Source organism: Serratia sp. BW106 (genome assembly GCF_002607755.1).
GTDB lineage: Bacteria > Pseudomonadota > Gammaproteobacteria > Enterobacterales > Enterobacteriaceae > Serratia > Serratia proteamaculans.
Genome location: NZ_MCGS01000050.1, coordinates 19,540 through 37,953, shown reverse-complemented (window position 1 = coordinate 37,953; position 18,414 = coordinate 19,540). Strand labels below are relative to the sequence as shown.

At 56.0% G+C, this 18,414-nt stretch carries 14 protein-coding genes and 1 pseudogene; 8 read left to right on the top strand and 7 right to left on the bottom strand.

The genetic code is table 11. The features are described from left to right. Nucleotides 1-25 precede the first annotated feature (25 nt). The gene (gene metR, locus BEI65_RS24635) at nucleotides 26-976 is read right to left on the bottom strand and encodes an HTH-type transcriptional regulator MetR (RefSeq protein ID WP_099065489.1); all 951 of its coding nucleotides are present in this window, start codon (nucleotides 974-976) and stop codon (nucleotides 26-28) included. A gap of 105 nt (nucleotides 977-1,081) precedes the next feature. Between metR and metE the strand changes: the two genes are divergently transcribed. Together metE and BEI65_RS26925 are read left to right on the top strand one after the other, a co-directional pair. Next, entirely contained in the window at nucleotides 1,082-3,358 is a 2,277-nt protein-coding gene (gene metE / locus BEI65_RS24630) for a 5-methyltetrahydropteroyltriglutamate--homocysteine S-methyltransferase (protein WP_099065488.1), read from the top strand. Nucleotides 3,359-3,524: 166 nt separating this feature from the next. Then, the gene (locus tag BEI65_RS26925; RefSeq protein ID WP_085116524.1) at nucleotides 3,525-4,391 is read left to right on the top strand and encodes an AraC family transcriptional regulator; all 867 of its coding nucleotides are present in this window, start codon (nucleotides 3,525-3,527) and stop codon (nucleotides 4,389-4,391) included. A gap of 18 nt (nucleotides 4,392-4,409) precedes the next feature. Here BEI65_RS26925 and BEI65_RS27045 read toward each other — a convergent pair. The 5 genes and pseudogenes from BEI65_RS27045 to BEI65_RS24600 form a co-directional block, all read right to left on the bottom strand. Beyond that, nucleotides 4,410-4,724: pseudogene (locus BEI65_RS27045) on the bottom strand (PTS fructose-like transporter subunit IIB); the annotation flags it as partial. A gap of 28 nt (nucleotides 4,725-4,752) precedes the next feature. Further along, entirely contained in the window at nucleotides 4,753-5,649 is an 897-nt protein-coding gene (locus BEI65_RS24615; RefSeq protein WP_099065485.1) for a [formate-C-acetyltransferase]-activating enzyme, read from the bottom strand. Then, on the bottom strand, nucleotides 5,615-7,912 hold the full coding sequence (locus BEI65_RS24610; protein ID WP_099065484.1) for a formate C-acetyltransferase: 2,298 nt from the start codon (nucleotides 7,910-7,912) through the stop codon (nucleotides 5,615-5,617). The genes BEI65_RS24615 and BEI65_RS24610 overlap by 35 nt, the downstream gene beginning before the upstream one ends. Nucleotides 7,913-7,973: 61 nt before the next feature. Continuing rightward, the gene (locus BEI65_RS24605) at nucleotides 7,974-8,294 is read right to left on the bottom strand and encodes a PTS fructose-like transporter subunit IIB (protein ID WP_085116528.1); all 321 of its coding nucleotides are present in this window, start codon (nucleotides 8,292-8,294) and stop codon (nucleotides 7,974-7,976) included. A gap of 18 nt (nucleotides 8,295-8,312) precedes the next feature. After that, complete coding sequence (locus BEI65_RS24600) at nucleotides 8,313-9,392, bottom strand: PTS fructose transporter subunit EIIC (RefSeq protein ID WP_099065483.1); 1,080 nt, start codon at nucleotides 9,390-9,392, stop codon at nucleotides 8,313-8,315. A gap of 361 nt (nucleotides 9,393-9,753) precedes the next feature. Here BEI65_RS24600 and ptsP point away from each other — a divergent pair, with 361 nt between their 5' ends. Beyond that, complete coding sequence (gene ptsP / locus BEI65_RS24595) at nucleotides 9,754-12,255, top strand: phosphoenolpyruvate--protein phosphotransferase (RefSeq protein WP_099065482.1); 2,502 nt, start codon at nucleotides 9,754-9,756, stop codon at nucleotides 12,253-12,255. Nucleotides 12,256-12,304: 49 nt separating this feature from the next. After that, nucleotides 12,305-12,970 carry a fructose-6-phosphate aldolase gene (fsa, locus tag BEI65_RS24590; RefSeq protein ID WP_099065481.1) on the top strand — a complete coding sequence of 222 codons (666 nt, stop codon included), beginning with the start codon at nucleotides 12,305-12,307 and terminating at the stop codon, nucleotides 12,968-12,970. A 36-nt stretch (nucleotides 12,971-13,006) separates the two neighbouring features. On the opposite strand, the gene BEI65_RS24585 is transcribed toward fsa, so the two are convergent. Continuing rightward, the gene (locus BEI65_RS24585; protein WP_099065480.1) at nucleotides 13,007-13,843 is read right to left on the bottom strand and encodes a dienelactone hydrolase family protein; all 837 of its coding nucleotides are present in this window, start codon (nucleotides 13,841-13,843) and stop codon (nucleotides 13,007-13,009) included. Between the two features lie 508 nt (nucleotides 13,844-14,351). Here BEI65_RS24585 and udp point away from each other — a divergent pair. The 4 genes from udp to rmuC all read left to right on the top strand — a co-directional run bounded on the left by udp (nucleotide 14,352) and on the right by rmuC (nucleotide 18,374). Beyond that, nucleotides 14,352-15,113 carry a uridine phosphorylase gene (gene udp, locus BEI65_RS24580; RefSeq protein ID WP_085116533.1) on the top strand — a complete coding sequence of 254 codons (762 nt, stop codon included), beginning with the start codon at nucleotides 14,352-14,354 and terminating at the stop codon, nucleotides 15,111-15,113. 172 nt (nucleotides 15,114-15,285) lie between these two features. Then, complete coding sequence (locus tag BEI65_RS24575; protein ID WP_099065479.1) at nucleotides 15,286-16,068, top strand: tyrosine-protein phosphatase; 783 nt, start codon at nucleotides 15,286-15,288, stop codon at nucleotides 16,066-16,068. 87 nt (nucleotides 16,069-16,155) lie between these two features. Continuing rightward, the gene (locus BEI65_RS24570; protein WP_085116535.1) at nucleotides 16,156-16,686 is read left to right on the top strand and encodes a DedA family protein; all 531 of its coding nucleotides are present in this window, start codon (nucleotides 16,156-16,158) and stop codon (nucleotides 16,684-16,686) included. A gap of 140 nt (nucleotides 16,687-16,826) precedes the next feature. After that, nucleotides 16,827-18,374, top strand: a complete 1,548-nt coding sequence (gene rmuC, locus BEI65_RS24565) for a DNA recombination protein RmuC (protein WP_099065478.1) — start codon at nucleotides 16,827-16,829, stop codon at nucleotides 18,372-18,374. The last annotated feature ends 40 nt before the right edge of the window (nucleotides 18,375-18,414 follow it).

Sequence of the window (18,414 nt, the reverse complement as noted above, 5' to 3'; positions counted from 1 at the left end):
CGCCCAAGCGCAGGCAGCCCTGTTTTCAGGGTTGTGAAGCCAGCGGTTTGACGCTGGCAACACCGGCGCTTGGGCGGTCGGCATCACGCACGAAGGGCAGATGATTGCAGGCGTGCTGGCGCGCCGAACGGATAAAGGCTTCGGTTACCGCCTGGCGCTGCTCGCCATCACGTACCGCCGCATACAGACGACTCCACAGGCCATCCCCCAGGGTTTTGGTCACCACCAGCCCCTGGCGTTCAAAACTTTCCACCACCCAATGCGGTAATGCCGCAATCCCCATCCGCGCCGACACCATCTGGATCAGCAGCAGAGTGTTATCGACGTTTTTCAGCGCCGGGCTGATGCCCGCCGGTTGCAGGAAATGACGCCAGATATCCAACCGCTGGCGCTGTACCGGATAAATCATCAGCGTTTCATCGATTAAATCTTCAGGCTCAATGTGCAGCTTGCTGGCTAACGGGTGGTCCGGCGCCAGCACCAACCGTACTTCAAAATCAAACATCGGTGAATAATGCAGACCGCTGCGCGGCAGAATGTCGGAGGTCAGCACCACATCCAGCTCGCCCTGCTGCAATGCCGGCTGCGGGTCAAAGGTGACGCCGGACTTGAAGTCCATCACCACCTGCGGCCAACTCTGCCGGAAGTTATCCAGCGCCGGTGTCAGCCACTGAATACAACTGTGGCATTCAATGGCGATGCGCAACGTGGCTTGATGCGGCTCGTGGCAAGTCTGCAGTGCCTGCTGGATTTGTGGCAGCACCTGCTCCGCCAGCTGTAACAGGATCTCTCCCTGCGCGGTAAAGCGCAGCGGTTGGCTTTTGCGAACGAACAGCTTGAAGCCCAGACGCTGCTCCAGATCGCTGAACTGATGCGACAGAGCAGACTGCGTCTGATGGAGTTGGGCTGCTGCGGCCGCCAGCGAGCCGGTATTGCGCAGAGCCTGCAGCGTCCGTAAGTGTTTCAGTTCGATCATGAGAGTCCTTCACAGTGACAGTGAATAAATTGCGCTTGTGGTTAATACAGTACCTGCGGATTATGGATGTGTAAACATCTGGACGGCTAAATGGGGAATATGACGATGGCAATTTTAAATCACACACTCGGTTTTCCACGCGTTGGGCTACGACGTGAGCTGAAAAAAGCTCAGGAAAGCTACTGGGCAGGTAACTCAACGCAGGAAGAACTACTGGCGGTTGGCCGCGAGCTGCGCGCTCGACATTGGCAACAGCAACAGCAGGCCGGAGTGGATTTAGTGCCGGTCGGCGATTTCGCCTGGTATGACCATGTGTTGACCACCAGCCTGTTGCTGGGCAACGTGCCGGCGCGTCATCAGAATGCGGACGGCTCAATCGATCTGGACACGTTGTTCCGTCTGGGCCGTGGCCGTGCACCGACCGGCGAACCGGCGGCAGCGGCGGAAATGACCAAATGGTTTAACACCAACTACCACTACATGGTGCCTGAATTCCATAAGGGCCAGCAGTTCAAACTGGGCTGGACCCAATTGCTGGACGAAGTTGACGAAGCGCTGGCGCTGGGTCACAAAATCAAGCCTGTACTGCTGGGGCCGGTCACTTATCTGTGGCTGGGCAAAGTGAAGGGTGAGTCGTTTGACCGCCTGTCGCTGCTGAACGATATCCTGCCGGTTTACCAGCAGGTACTGGCCGAACTGGCGAAACGTGGCGTTGAATGGGTGCAGATCGACGAGCCTGCGCTGGTGCTGGAATTGCCGCAGGAGTGGCTGAACGCCTTTAAACCGGCTTATGACGCGCTGCAGGGCCAGGTAAAACTGCTGCTGACCACCTACTTCGACAGCGTTGGCCACAATCTTGACACCCTCCGTGAGCTGCCGGTGCAGGGGCTACACGTTGACCTGGTCGGCGGCCACGACGATATCGAGGTATTGAATAAAGCGCTGCCGAAAGAGTGGCTGCTGTCACTGGGTGTGATCAACGGACGCAACGTCTGGCGCGCCGATCTGAGCAGCTGGTTTGAGCGTTTGCAGCCATTAGTGGGCAGCCGCCCGCTGTGGATCGGGACTTCCTGTTCACTGCTGCACAGCCCAATCGATCTGAGCGTGGAAACCCGCCTGGATGAAGAAGTGAAAAGCTGGTTCGCCTTCGCTCTGCAAAAATGTGCCGAAGTGGCGTTGCTGAGCGCAGCGTTGAATGCCCCGGGCGCAGCAAAACAGGCCGAACTGGACGCCTACAGCGCGCCAATCCGTGCCCGTCGTCAGTCCAGCCGCGTGCATAATGCGCAGGTTGGTCAACGCCTGGCGGCAATTACTGCCCAGGACAGCGAACGTCAGCGTCCTTACGTCGAGCGTGCTCAGGCACAGCGTGAGCGTTTTAACCTGCCGGCCTGGCCGACCACCACTATCGGTTCATTCCCACAGACCACCGAAATCCGTGGCCTGCGTCTGGACTTCAAACAGGGGCGTTTGGACGGCAATAACTACCGCACCAGCATTAGCGAGCACATCAAACAGGCGATCACAGAACAAGAGCGTCTGGGTCTGGACGTATTGGTGCACGGCGAAGCCGAGCGCAACGACATGGTGGAATACTTCGGCGAGAACCTCGACGGCTTCGTCTTCACCCAAAACGGCTGGGTACAGAGCTACGGTTCCCGCTGCGTAAAACCCCCGGTGATCATCGGCGATATCAGCCGCCCGGAAGCCATCACCGTTGAGTGGGCGAAGTATGCTCAGTCACTGACCGACAAGCCGGTAAAAGGCATGTTGACCGGTCCGGTGACCATTCTCTGCTGGTCGTTCCCGCGTGAAGACGTGACCCGTGAAGTGATTGCCAAACAGATCGCCCTGGCACTGCGTGATGAAGTGCAAGATCTGGAAAAAGCCGGTATCGGCATCATCCAGATTGACGAACCGGCACTGCGTGAAGGTCTGCCGTTGCGTCAATCCGACTGGGCTGCTTACCTGAATTGGGCGGTGGATGCGTTCAAACTGAATGCCGCCGTGGCGCAAGACGACACACAGATCCACACCCACATGTGTTACTGCGAGTTCAACGACATCATGGATTCGATTGCCGCGCTGGATGCCGACGTGATCACCATTGAAACTTCACGTTCCGATATGGATCTGTTAGAGGCCTTTAAAGAGTTTGAATATCCAAACGAAATTGGCCCGGGCGTGTATGACATCCACTCGCCAAACGTGCCAAGCGTGGAGTGGATCGAAGCGCTGCTGCGTAAGGCTGCGCAGAACATTCCGGCAGAACGTCTGTGGGTCAACCCGGACTGCGGCCTGAAAACCCGTGGCTGGCCGGAAACCCGTCAGTCGCTGGCCAACATGGTGCTGGCAGCGCAGCGCCTGCGCGAACAGCAGGCCTGATAACCCTATTTTGGTGAGCTGATTCTGGGCGCTTCGGCGCCCTTTTTTATGTCGAGTTTGTTGGCGTTTGCTGCTGATGTCATTTGTTGTTCTTCCCCCGCGTTTTCGTTGTCGCTTTTGGTTATGATCGGCTATCGCTTTACCCCCGATTTGAAGGATTGCTTCGATGAAACACCCGCTTGCAACCTTGCTGGCACCACTGCTTAATGATGTGCAGGGTATTCGGCAGGTGTATTTCGCCGGTAATCAGCAACCGGCACCCGAACTGGCTTATCAGGTGGATTTTCCGCGTCTTGAAATGGTGATCGAAGGTGAACAGGAGATGGCTTGGGAGGGCGGTCAGGGTATCCAGCAACAATTGCTGCTGCCGGGAGATGTGCTGTTTGTTCCGGCGCAAGGGTGGAACAGCCCGCGTTGGCAACGGCCCGTAACCACGCTCAGCCTGTTGTTTGGCAAACAGCAACTGGGGTACAGCCTGGTGGGCTGGGATGGGGAAAATACGCGGCCGTTGGGGAAAGATAACGTGGCGCGTCGTGGCCCTCGTGTGGGGTCATTTATGTTGCAGGCGCTCAACGAACTGGCCTGGCGTCAAAGCGATCAAGCTACCGCACGTTTTCTGACCAAGGGATTGTTGAGCCATGCGCTCGATCTGTTCGGCAGCTCAGTGAAAACCGCTTCCCGCAGCCAGGCTTTGTTCGACGCAGTGCGCTGCCATCTGGAAGAGCATTATCGCGAACCTCTAACCCGTGAGTCGGTAGCTCAGGCATTTTATATCTCGTCAAACTACCTCTCTCACCTGTTTCAAAAAACCGGCGGGGTTGGGTTTAACGAGTATTTAAATCACGTGCGGCTGGAGCAGGCGAAGCATTTGCTTAAACGCTATGACATGAAGGTAAAAGAGGTGGCGCATGCCTGCGGATTTGTCGACAGTAACTATTTCTGCCGCCTGTTTCGCAAAAACACCGAGCGCTCTCCCTCGGAATATCGTGGGCAATACCATAGCGAACTGAAAGCGCGGGACGAGGCGGATTAAACCACCCGGATATGCGTTTGCTGCGGTGGCTTTACGTACCGCACTTAGCGCCTTTTCCGGGGCATGTAAAAAAGTGTTGATGCCGATCTGCACGCAGCGGTGGTGCTCAAAGCGTTCACTTTCCGCCAGCAGGATATCGCTGATTAACAGTACTACGTCGGCCTCAGACAGGTCATTTACCGTCAGCGGATTTTCAATCCCCAGCGCGCCCTGAGTTTCGACTTTCAGCGGCCACTTTTCCTGAGCACAGAGTTTTTCCAACCTTTCGGCAGCCATATAGGTATGGGCAACCCCGCTGACGCAAGCCGTCACGGCTACCAGTTTTATCGCCATAAGATACCCCTTCCTCTGTTATCGCCAGTCATCCACCCATCGTTACCCGGAACCCTGCCTGTTGCGCCATGGCCTGCAACGGCGCGATCTCCTGCTCTGACGGGGGAGCAACATTGCGCAGTGTATATTCACGCCCCAGCAGTTCATATTTGGCCTCGCCATATTGATGAAAAGGCAGCAGGTGGATCTCCGACAGCCCAAAAGGTGCCAGGAATGCCAGTACCTGAGCCATATTCTCCTGGTCCAGGGTGTAGCCGGGGATCAACGGCAGGCGAGGGAGCAGCTTAATGCCGCGCTGTGCCAGCATGGTAAAGTTTGCCAATACCCGCGGCTGATTTATGTTCAACAGGCGTTTTGCAGCATTGGTGTTCATGATTTTCAAGTCGAACAACACTTGATCGCAATGTTCTGCCAGGGCCAGCACGCTGGCTAACGGCGCATCCCCGGCAGTTTCTATCGCAGTATTGATGCCCAATGCCTGCAAGCGCTGTAACAGTTGGCCGGCAAACTCGGCCTGCATCAGTACCTCGCCGCCGGAAAGCGTGACGCCACCGCCGGAGCTGCGGTAGAACACCTCATCTTTTAAAATTTGCAGCAGCAGGGCATCCAGCGTCATGCTCTGACCGATAAGCTCCATCGCCCCGCTTGGGCACTCTTGTGCATCATTCAGGCAAGGTTGGCAGTGCAGGCATTTGGCTTTACGCCGCACCAGGTGGAACTTGCCCGACATCGATTCCGGATTGGCGCACCATGGGCAGGTATGGGGGCAACCTTTAAAAAACACCAGGGTACGTATGCCCTGTCCATCATTCAGCGAAAACCGCTGAATGTTGAAAATACGGCCCAGGGGGGCGGCGGTAGTGGCCCGGTCAAACCCGGGCGCAATAAGGTTACAGTTGATGCGCTGTACGGCGGATGATGTCATCCTGGATCTCCTTCGACAGCTCTACGAAGAATGCGCTATAGCCGGCGACCCGCACCACCAATCCGGCGAAATCCTGCGGCCGGGCTTGCGCTTCCCGCAGTGTTTCGGCATTCACCACATTGAACTGAACATGCTGCAATTTGAGCTTGGTGAAGGCCCCGAGGAAATCCGCCAGTTTGTTCAGCCCTTGCTGACCCTCCAGCGTAGCGGGTGTGAACTTCACGTTCAGCAACGTGCCGTTCGAAAGCAAATAGTTATCCAGTTTGCTTACCGATTTCAGCACTGCCGTCGGCCCTTGAGCATCCTGGCCGAGCATCGGTGAAAGCCCTCCGTCCGCCAGTTGTTCTCCGGCGTAGCGTCCGTCCGGCGTTGCCCCCACCACGGCACCCAAGGGGACATGGGCGGATACGGTATAGGAACCTGGTGTAAATTGGCCGCCGCGCGGGTTGCGATATTTCTCCACTTCTTTGCAGTAAAAACGCAGCAAATCGGCACTGATCAGGTCAACTTCGTCGATATCATTGCCATACTTATCGAAATGGTTAATCAGTCTGGCCCGGATTTTTTCCCCCTCTGTCGTGGCAAAGTTGGCTTTTAACGTCGCCAGCAGGTCGTCAAAACTCAGACGCTGCTGTTCAAATACCAATCCTTTCAGGGCAAATAGCGAGTCGCTCAGGTTAGCGATGCCGATACCTTGTACGCCGGAGAAGTTATAGCGTGCTCCGCCGTCGGTAATGTCTTTGCCGTTTTTCAGGCAGTCTTCGATAAACGAAGACAGCAGCGGAACCGGTGCCCAGTCGCGGTGGCCGATATCACAAATATTGCTGCCTTGCGCCATGAGCCGAACGTAGTGGCGGATCTTCTCACGGATCTGTTCCAATAACAGTGGATAGGTAAGGCTGCTATTGCCTTCATTGTCCAACAGCGTCAGTTCCATTACCTTCAGCAGGTTGAACATGGCGATATCGTGCAGGCCGTAGGTCCGTCCGGGGATCGACAGTTCAACACAGCCGACGACCGCATAGTCACGCGCATCTTCCAGCGACACCCCACGGTTAAGAAATGCCGGCACGACCACTTCATCGTTGAATATTTGCGGAATGCCGGTACCAAGACGAATAGTTTCGGCGGTTTTCAGCAGGAACGGTCGGTCGATAAATTCATTAACCCGTACGCCCAGGTTCGGCTGGGGCAAACGGATAGTCTGATAGGCGTCCAGGCACAGGAACGACAGCAGGTTGACCGCGCTGCGGCCGGTTTCCGTCAGGCCGCCCAACAAAATGGTGTAACCGGTAGGGAAGCCGGCGAAATAACGGGCGCTGGAGGTGGATCGCAGCAGGACGATGTCGTTGCATTTCACCCACAGGCTTTCCAGTAACTCCCGCAGGAAGGCCGGATCTTCTCCCTGATTGAGGGAGGCCTGGTAAAACGGCAGCATGTACTGATCGAAGCGGCCCAGTGATAACGAGCTGGCGTTGGATTCGTACTGCAAAATAATATTCATGTACCAAAATAGCTGGCAAGCCTGATAGAAATCTTGTGGTTTGTGGTGTGCGTTCTGGGCAGAAACCCTGGCAATACGCAGCAATTCGGCGCTGCGGGTTCCGTCGCTGCACTCGGCCGCCATACCTCTTGCCAGTGTGGCATAGCGCAGGATATGGCGTTGTGAGGCTTGTAACAACAGCAGCGCGGCGGCGTAGAACGGGTTGTCCGGTTGCTGCACTACATGCTGTTGCAGTTCGGCTAATAAGCTATCCAGTCCATGGTTCAGCAGGCGGGGATAATCGATAATGATATGCCCCTGGCCCTTGTCGGTCTGATTGATGCTGAAAATCTGGGTTTGCGTAGCCGTTTTCACCTCTTCCGGCATTTGGCTGTTGATGAAGTCTTTCATCGAGCGCGTTGCCCAGTAGGGATAAAGCTGTTCACGGTAAAGCTGTTTGTCGGCATCAGAAATGGCGAAGCGATCTTGTGGACGAGTTGGAAAGGCATCCAGCTCTTCCAGCAGCCAGTAGGGGTCCATTTCTGGCGATACGATCCCCGCACGTGGTTTCACCGTGCGGTTACCGGCGATTAACTCGTCTGCCCGCAGCGAAATCTCAACGTGATCCAGAATATACGCAGTGGCTTTGGCACGGCGGATGAGGGTCGGTTCCCCTTCAGTTTGCCGGTGACTGTTAGTGTAAAGCTGCGCACGTTCCAGCGATATTTCACGTGGGGCGGAGAACAACGCAGTTTTCAGGCGTTCGATTCGGGAGGTCATCACGTTTTCCTTCTGTGAGGGTCTGCGGGCGGTAGCGCCCGGCATGGGGCCGGGCATACGTTCAGGCCAGTTGCGCCAGATGGGCTGCAATTTTGTCCATGATGGCGTCGGCGCGTTTTACCGCGTCGCTGATGGCTACGCGCACCACGGTCTTCCCCTTGAAACGCTCTTCAAATTTGATGCCGATATCTTTGGTCAGGATCACCACATCGGCGGCTGCCACGTCTTCGGTGCTGAGTTCGTTCTCCAGGCCAATAGAGCCCTGGGTTTCCACCTTGCACTGCCAGCCTTTGGCTTTGGCTGAACGTTCGAGGGCTTCGGCAGCCATATAGGTGTGGGCAACACCGGAAGGACAAGCGGTAACTGCGATAATTGTCGTCATAATCAGCTCCTTTTTTATTCAGTTAATTTCGAAATCCAGATCCAGGCTGGTTTCCTGCGGTGTATTGGCGGCCTGTTTCCTGGCGGCAAAGCGCTTCAGCAGGTTAACCAGCAGGGCGGTGACCACCATGCCTACCAGCAAGGCCGCGACGAAGCCCAGCTTGCCTTCAACCACCGGCAGCACAATCAGGCCACCCCAGCCGGCATAGCACTGCGCTCCGGTCAATGCGGCGGTAACGGCGGCACAGGCGGAACCGATCATGATGGAAGGGATAACCCGTAGTGGGTCGGCGGCGGCAAAGGGGATAGCGCCTTCGGTCACGCCGACGCAGCCCATCAACAAGGCGGCTTTACCGGCTTCGCGTTCTTCTGCACTGTAGTATTTACGGCCCATCAGCGTGGCGAACCCCAGACCGAGCGGCGGGGTGGCGATGGCAACGGCCGCTATGGCAACCACCGAGTAAACGCCTTGTGCCACGCAAATCAGCATAAAGGCATAGGCCACCTTGTTGACCGGGCCGCCCATATCAAATGCCAGCATCAACCCCAGGATAATCGCCAGTACGATGATGCTGCCCTGCTGCATGCCTTGCAGCCAATGAGTCAGGCCATTAGTCAGCGCACCGACCGGTTCCCCCAACCCCCACATCATGATGCCTGCGGTGAGCAGGGTGCCAATAATCGGGATCACGAAGATCGGCATCACCGAGCGCAGGATCTTCGGCACTGGGATCTTTTTCAGGTAGAACACGATAATGCCGCCCAGCAAACCGGCGATGATGGCACCAAAGAAGCCGGCACCGAAAGAGGCACCCACCCAGGCACCAATGGCGGAAGGCGCTAATGCGGAACGATCGGAAATCGAGTAGCCAATATAGGCTGCCAGGAAGGGCACCATCAGCGTCAGCCCCGCCACCCCGATGTCGAACAGTCTTTTCAGATTAGGATCGGTGGCGGCATCGGGTACGGCACCTTTGCCGTATAACATCACCGAGACGGCAAGCAGAATGCCGCCTGCGACGACAAACGGGATCATATGGGAGACGCCGGTCATTAAATGCTGACGCGTATTTTTAAGTATGCCGATCAAATCTTTCATTGCTCACTCCCTGGCCGCAACCAGCGTGCTTCTGGGGACAAAACCATCGGGGTAATAACCCCTGATGGAGAAAGGTTGTTGGCTATCACAATAGGCATCTGCCCGAGCAACAAACAGTGGATAAAATTGCCATTTACTGGATTTTTGTAATGTCCGAGTAAAAGTGCGATCAACCTCAAAGTGTGGGTCCCGATAAAGCGGCCTTGATAGAAAGGCTTTGTGAGCGGCTTCTCATTTATGCCGTCATCATACATTTGTCCAGTGTTTGGCATTTTTGTCCGATAGCCGCCACCCGCGTTGGGCTTTTATCCTTGTGACAAATTGGTGTTGTTCACTGCTGCCAAGGCATGAGGAAAGAGTGATGGCTAAAATTGTGACGTTTACCTGCGTGCTGCCTAATGGCGTTCATGCTCGCCCAGCGAGTCATATCGAAAAACTCTGTAACGGTTTTCATTCCCGCTTTGAATGGTATAACCCGCGCCGCGGTATCAGCGGTGATGGCAAAAGCGTGCTGTCGCTGATCGGCGCTGACATCCTGTTGGGGGATGAATGTCGGGTAACGATTGAAGGGGAAGATGAGCAGGCGGCGTCCGAACGCCTGAGCCAGTTCATTGAACATGAATTCCCACACTGTGACGAAGCATTGCCACAGGTGGATGATTCTGCCGAGCAGGAGCCCATCCCGGCCTCTCTGGCCAATCTCAATCCCTGGCTGCTGCGAGCACGCCCGGTCAACCAGGGCACTGCCGGCGGTAAACTGGTGCACCTGGCGCGGGTCGATTTGAACTCGCTGGATTTACCAACGGCCAAAAGCGTTGAACAGGAACAAAATCAACTGGCGGACGGCCTGGCGCGTTTCGGTAAGGCGCTGGATCTGCAACTGATGGCAGGCAGCGGCACCACGACGGCGGTGCTGGAAGCGCACCGTTCGTTATTACGTGACGGCGCATTCCGCCAGCACCTGCTTGAAGCCGTGTTGTGTGGGGAAAGTTGTGCGGCAGCGATTGTGAGCGCCGCCGCTCACTTTAGTCGGCAGTTGGCGCAGTCTGCCAGTGCTTATCTGCGTGAACGTGAACTGGATATTCGTGATGTCAGTTTTCAGCTTTTGCAGCATATTTATGGCGAGCGCTGCTTCCCGGCGCAGCAGGCACTGAATGTCGACAGCATTTGCATCACCGATGAACTGACGCCGAGCCAGTTTCTCGAGTTGGATAAGCGCTATCTGAAAGGCTTGCTGCTGGGCAGTGGCGGCAGTACCTCGCATACGGTGATCCTGGCTCGTTCATTTAATATTCCGACATTGGTGGGGGTAGATGCCGCGGCATTGCAGCCCTACCTGAATCAATCGGTGCAGATCGATGGCGATCTCGGGCTGGTGGTCTGCGATCTCAGCGAATCGGTTCACCGCTATTATCAACAGGAGCAATGGCTGAGCGCGCAAATCCGCCAGCAGCAAAGTGCTTATCTTGATCAGCCGGGGCGCACGGCAGACGGTATCCGTATGGAAGTGGCGGCTAATATCGCCCATGCGGTGGAAGCGCAGGCCGCATTTGGCAATGGTGCCGAAGCGGTGGGCCTGTTCCGTACTGAAATGCTGTATATGGATCGCCTGACCGCACCTGCGGAAGATGAGCTGTATAACATTTATTGCCAGGCGATAGAGGCGGCCGGTGGCAAGGCGATTATCGTGCGCACCATGGATATTGGCGGTGACAAACCGGTGGATTACCTGAACATCCCAATGGAGAACAATCCATTTCTCGGCTACCGGGCGGTGCGTATCTATCAGGAGTTTTTGCCCCTTTTCCGTACCCAACTGCGCTCGATCCTGCGGGCTTCAGCACATGGCCCGTTGAAGATCATGATCCCAATGATCTCTTCGATGGAAGAGATCCTGTGGGTGAAAGACCAATTGGCGGAAGTGAAGCAATCACTGCGCGCTGCTCAAATCCCTTTTGATGAAAAAATCCCCCTCGGCATCATGCTGGAAGTCCCCTCGGTGCTGTTTATCATCGATCAGTGCTGCGAGGAGATTGATTTCTTCAGCATCGGCAGCAACGACCTGACGCAATACCTGCTGGCGGTGGATCGCGATAACGCCAAAGTCATCAAACACTACAACAGTCTGAACCCGGCCTTCTTACGCAGCCTGGACAGTGCGGTGCGCGAGGTGCATCGCCACGGCAAATGGATAGGGTTGTGCGGTGAACTGGGGGCCAAGGGCTCGGTGCTGCCGTTGCTGGTAGGCATGGGGTTGGACGAGATCAGCATGAGTGCGCCTGCGATTGCCGCCACTAAAAGCCGCTTGGCCAAATTGGACAGTCGTGAATGCCGTCTGCTGCTGAACCGGGCGATGGCTTGCCGTACTTCATTGGAAGTGGAACATCTGCTCGCGCAATTCCGTATGGAGCAAAGCGATGCACCGTTGATTACGCCAGATTGTATTGCGCTAGGGGCTGACTGGTGCAGTAAAGAAGAAGTGATCAAAGGTATGGCGGATAACTTGCTCCTGGCTGGGCGCTGTCGTTATCCCCGCAAGTTGGCTGCCGATTTGTGGGCCCGTGAGGCTGTCTTTTCCACCGGTCTGGGTTTTGGTTTTGCCATTCCACATACCAAATCCGAACACATTGAGCAGTCCACTATTAGCGTGGCCAAGCTTGCGCAGCCGGTCGTCTGGGGTGATGAAGAGGCGCAGTTCATCATCATGCTGACACTCAACAAGCATGCCGCGGGTGATCAACATATGCGCATTTTCTCCAAACTGGCACGACGCATTATGCATGAAGGCTTCCGCGATGCGCTGGTGAAAGCCGTGACGGCCCAACAGGTGGAAGCATTGCTGAAACAAGAACTGGAACTGTGATCCATTCAGGGCGCTGCGGCGCCCTTCATTTTAGCTTCGAGGGACAATTATGGAACTCTATCTGGATACTGCGGATATCAGTGCAGTAAAGCGTTTGGCGCGAGTGTTACCGCTGCAGGGGGTGACGACTAACCCGAGCATAGTGGCTGCGTCACATACCTCATTATGGGAAGTGTTGCCGGCATTGCGTGATGCATTGGGTGGGGAAGGCAAATTGTTCGCTCAGGTACTGGCCGCTACGGCAGATCAGATGGTGGCGGAAGCGGTAATGCTTAACCAGCGGGTTCCTGGCCTGGTGGTGAAGGTGCCGGTGACGGCTGAGGGGTTGGCGGCGATCAAGACGCTGCATGGCATGGGTATCCCGACGTTAGGTACGGCGGTGTATGGCGCGGCGCAAGGGTTGCTTTCTGCTCTGGCTGGGGCGGAGTATGTGGCACCCTATGTTAATCGACTGGATGCCCAGGGCGGCAACGGTATGGTTACCGTGCAAGAGCTGCAACAATTGCTGACGCTGCATGCGCCACAGGCCAAAGTATTGGCCGCCAGCTTCAAAACACCTCGTCAGGCGCTGGAATGCCTGCTGGCAGGTTGTGAAGCCATTACGCTACCGGTAGATGTGGCGGAGCAGTTTATTTGTACGCCGGCGGTACAGGCCGCCGTGGATAAATTTGAGTGCGACTGGCGCGCCGCGTTCGGGGGATTGACCTTAGGTTAATGGTAAAAGGGACGGGGCAATGTTTGCCCCTGCCCCTTATTTAACGCCCGGCACGCCATGTTGGGCGAACCATGCCAGCATGCGTTGCCAACCGTCTGTTGACGCTTCCGCATCATAGCTTGGTCGATAATCGGCATAGAAGGCGTGGCCGGCTTCGGGGTAGACCACGATCTCGGCTTCGGCATTGGCCGCGCGGATCGCCTGACGCATGCTGTCCACCGAATCCAGCGGGATACTGGTATCCTGCCCGCCATATAATCCCAGCACCGGCGCAGAAAGTTGCGTAGCGACATCGATCGGATGTTTTGGCGAATTCAGCGTTTTCTCACCCACCAGTTTGCCGTACCAGGCAACAGCGGCTTTCAACTGCGGGTTATGCGCGGCATACAGCCAGGTAATGCGCCCGCCCCAGCAAAAACCGGTAATCGCCAACTTGCCGGCATCGCCGCCGTGGCGCATCGCCCAATGAGCGGCATGATCCAGATCCGCCAGCACCTGACGATCTGGCACCTTGAGCACCAGCTTTTGGAACAGCTCGCTGATGTCGGTGTAATCTTTGGCATCCCCCTGGCGGAAATACAGCTCCGGCGCGATCGCCAGATAACCCTGTTTCGCCAGGCGGCGACAGATATCCTGAATATGTTCGTGAACACCGAAAATCTCCTGTACCACCAGCACCACCGGGAAGGGGCCGCTGTGATCTGCAGGTTTGGCGATATAGGCTGGCAGATTGTCACCCTGTGAAGGAATGGTGGTTTCCCCGGCATGAATGCCTTGTTCATCGGTGAGAATGGTCGAAGCAGCCAAGGGTGTAACGGCCGGGGTGAATCCCCCCTGGGCCTGTTTTAATGTCATCACTTGATCGGTTTTCATTGCGGGGCTCCATGCAATCGAGAAAAGCGCTGAGATTAACTATAGGAAAGATTAGCGGTTATTGGCACCGGGTGGAGCATTTTCAGTCAAGTCTGTAAAAAACGAATAATTATCTGGCTTTAGCGCATTTTTGTTGTCTTTTTATCATGTTATTACGCCTGTTGACCCGCATTAGCACCATAAGGTGCGTTAGCTCCCTTTATTGTGGCTAAGTCACCGATAAAATAAGGTTATTTTCTGTCATCTGGTAAATAGTTTCATCAGGTAATCAGCCCTGAGCTCAGGAAACAGAGTGAAAAACGGCGGTGCATTTTGTCGACTAGACTTTGGGCATCTGAGACGTTCATATCGATTGCTCACTTTGTTTTTGTGACTTAAATCACAAAAGTTATGTAGATTGCAGCCTGTTTCTTTATCCATAGTGATGGTTGTCACGAAATTCCGTGGCAATTTTCAGTAGAGTACTTTTTTGTTCCTCCCAATAAACATGATCTATGAGGAGTCTCGTATGTCCCAATCTGACGTTTTTCATCTCGGCCTCACTAAAAAAGATTTACAAGGGGCCCAGCTTGCCATCGTTCCAGGCGATCCACAGCGCGTAGAGAAAATTGCCAAGCTGATGGAAAATCCGGTGCATCTGGCTTCCCATCGTGAATTTACCTCCTGGCGCGCAGAACTGGACGGCAAAGCCGTGATCGTCTGCTCTACCGGTATCGGCGGCCCGTCTACCTCAATCGCGGTTGAAGAACTGGCGCAATTGGGTATCCGTACCTTCCTGCGTATCGGCACCACCGGTGCGATCCAGTCGAACATCAACGTTGGTGATGTCCTGGTCACTACCGCAGCGGTTCGCCTCGACGGTGCCAGCCTGCACTTCGCACCGATGGAGTTCCCGGCCGTGGCCGACTTTGCCTGTACTACGGCACTGGTCGAAGCCGCCAAGGCTGCCGGCGCCACCACGCACATTGGCGTGACCGCGTCTTCCGATACCTTCTATCCGGGCCAGGAGCGTTATGATACCTACTCCGGTCGCGTCGTCAGCCGCTTCAAAGGCTCGATGGAAGAATGGCAGTCGATGGGCGTGATGAACTATGAAATGGAATCTGCCACGCTGTTGACCATGTGCGCCAGCCAGGGCCTGCGTGCCGGTATGGTTGCCGGTGTGATTGTTAACCGCACCCAGCAGGAAATCCCGAACGCAGAAACCATGAAAAACACCGAAAGCAAAGCGGTGCAGATCGTGGTTGATGCGGCGCGTCGCCTGCTGTAATTACCCCGCAGTTCAACGGGTCGCCGACGCGGCCCGTTTCTCCATTCAACCGTAATCTGTTACGGTTAACCTCATCAGCGCCATCTTTATGGCCACCTCTATGACCCGTTGAGCCCGGCTTTGCTGCTGCTCTCTGGTTGCGTTTTTTCAGACAATCACCACGAGGACGTCTATGACCGCCCAGATCTTGCTTCATCCCTCATTGGCGCCGCTTGATGGCGGCATTAACTTTCGCGATCTCGGCGGCAACAGCGTCGCCGACGGCCGCCGTATCAAGCGTGGCCTGCTATTCCGCTCCGGCTCGCTGGAACGTCTGACGGAAAACGACTGCACCTTCCTGGCCGGTGTGCCGGTACGCTCGGTGCTGGATTACCGGGACCCTGATGAAGTTCAGGCCAAGCCAGACATCCTGTGGCGCGGTGCCGATTACCATCATTTTCCGGCCAATCCGTTGAGCAATGAGGTGAATGCCAATCTGGAAAAACTGACCAGCGATACGCTGGCCGGTTTCGACGCACAGGCGTTTATGCTGGAGCTTTACCGTCGGCTGCCTTTCGGCAATGCGGCATACAAACAGTTGGCCCAATTGCTGAGCAACGTCGATAACGGTGCCATCGTCCAGCACTGTGCGGTGGGCAAGGATCGCACCGGCGTCGGATCGGCGCTGGTGTTGTTTGCGCTGGGGGCTGATGAAGCGACGGTGGTAGAAGATTACCTGCTGACCGAAACCACGCTGGCGACCTTCCGCGAGCAGATGCTGGATCAACTGTCGATTCGCCTCAACGCCTCTGCATTGGGGCAGTTTGCCTACGTGCTCAGTGCTCGCGAAGAGTTCCTGATGACCGCACTGAGCTGCATCCGTGACCAATATGGTTCTACCGATCGCTGGCTGGAGGCTGAGTACGGCCTGGGCCAACACCAGCGTGAAGCGTTGCAGGCATTCTACCTCGAGTAAACCGCGCAGGTGTTTAGCCGGGGTTTAACCGACCCCGGCCGACATTGCGTATTCTTGGGGCCATAAATCCCGCATCAGGAGCCTATATTGAGCCTCAATGACATTATCCACTGGGTCAGCGAAACCGTGCGTCAGCACGAAGGCTGGGCTATCCCGATTATCTTCTTCCTGGCGTTCGGTGAATCACTGGCATTTCTGTCGCTGTTGTTACCGGCCACGGTGATCTTGCTGGCGCTGGGAGCGTTGATTGGTGAAAGCGGCATTGCATTTTGGCCGATCTGGGCCGCCGCCGCCGCAGGGGCATTCTTCGGCGACTGGCTTTCTTACTGGATTGGCTACCACTATCAAGATCGTGTGGCGCACATGTGGCCGTTATCGCGTAATCCGCAATTGTTGACGCGTGGCCATGCGTTCTTTGAACGTTGGGGCGTACTGGGTATTTTCATCGGCCGCTTCTTCGGCCCGTTGCGTGCTGTGGTACCGCTGGTCGGTGGCATTTGCGGCATGCCCCAGCGTTATTTTCAGGTGGCGAATATCACTTCGGCGATGATCTGGGCGTTCGGCATTCTCGCGCCGGGGGCGTTTGGCATCAAGTGGTTAAGCCAGTGGTTTGGCTAGTTTGGGTCTGACTTGCGTAGCGTTTCGCAATTTTGCGCCGTTGGGGCAAAAACAGACTGGACATCCATACAGCATCCCCTTAACGTGACGGGCAACAGGCGCATAAAACGCCGGAACGGTCAGGTGTAACAGGAGGCAGAGTGGATACCAGTTTGGTTTACGGTATGGGCGGGGTGGCAATCGGCCTGCTGCTGGGGTGGCTAATCGCCAGCCTGCGGGTGCAGCAGACACATGCACAGCATGAAACCGAGCTACGGCTGTTGGAACAATCACTGCAACAGGCGCAGCAGGAAATTGCGGCCCGACAAGAAACCCTGCAGCGTAATGAGCAGCAAATGCGGCAGAGCGATTTGGAACTGCGCAATTTGCACAGCCAGTTGGCGGCCGGACATGAAAAACTGCAACAGCTCGATCACTGGCGTAACGAATGTGAGTTGCTGAATCAGGAGCTGCGGGCCCAGCGTGAGGTTAACAGCGCGCAAGAGGCCGAGCTGCGGGAGGTGACTATTCGCCTGGAAGAAACTCGCATGGCGGCAGAAGAGAAGCAGCGTCTGCTGATCAACAGCGAACAGCGTCTCACTACCCAGTTTGAAAATTTGGCCAACCGCATTTTTGAACACAGCGGACGTAAGGTTGACGAGCAGAATAAGCAAAGTCTGGATCGTCTGTTGTTGCCGCTGCGCGAGCAACTGGACGGTTTCCGCCGCCAGGTGCAGGACAGTTTTGGCCAGGAAGCACGCGAACGCCATACGCTGACCCACGAAATACGTAATCTGCAGCAGCTCAATGCACAAATGGCGCGCGAAGCGATTAACCTCACCAAGGCCCTGAAAGGGGACAATAAAACTCAGGGTAACTGGGGTGAGGTGGTGTTAAGCCGGGTGCTGGAGGCCTCAGGCCTGCGCGAAGGGCATGAATACGAAACCCAGGTCAATGTGCGGCTGGACCATCAGAGCCGTATGCAACCCGACGTTATTGTTCGTCTGCCGCAGGGCAAGGACGTGGTCATCGATGCGAAAATGTCGCTGGTGGCCTACGAACGGTACTTCAACAGCGAAGATGAAGCCGAGCGCGAGGCGGCGCTGAGTGAGCATATTGGCTCGCTGCGCGGCCATATCCGCCTGCTGGGGCGCAAGGATTACCAGCAGTTGCCAGGCCTGCGTTCGCTTGATTACGTGTTGATGTTTATTCCGGTCGAGCCGGCTTTCCTGTTGGCCATCGACCGTGAGCCGGAGCTGATCAGCGAGGCACTCAAGCACAATATCATGCTGGTCAGCCCGACCACCTTGCTGGTGGCGCTGCGCACCATTACCAACCTGTGGCGCTATGAGCATCAGAGTCAGAATGCTCAGCGCATTGCCGACAGAGCGGCGCGGTTGTATGACAAAATGCGGCTGTTTGTTGACGATATGTCGGCACTGGGGCAGAGCCTGGATAAGGCTCAGGGGAGTTATCGCCAGGCGATGAACAAACTGAGTGAAGGCCGTGGTAATCTTATCGGCCAGACCGAGGGGTTCCGTGCGTTGGGGGTTGAGGTGAAAAGGCCGATCAACCCGCTGCTGGCTCAACAGGCCAGTGCGCAGCATGATGATGAATTCGAGGCGGCGGGCGACGATGAAGTTGACGCGCTGCCGGAGGCGGAATACGACGACTCCGCAGAGGAACCCCGCTCCGCATCGCAGGCATGACAACCGCTGCGAGGTGGGGTATTCCGTGGGGTTCTGGTAC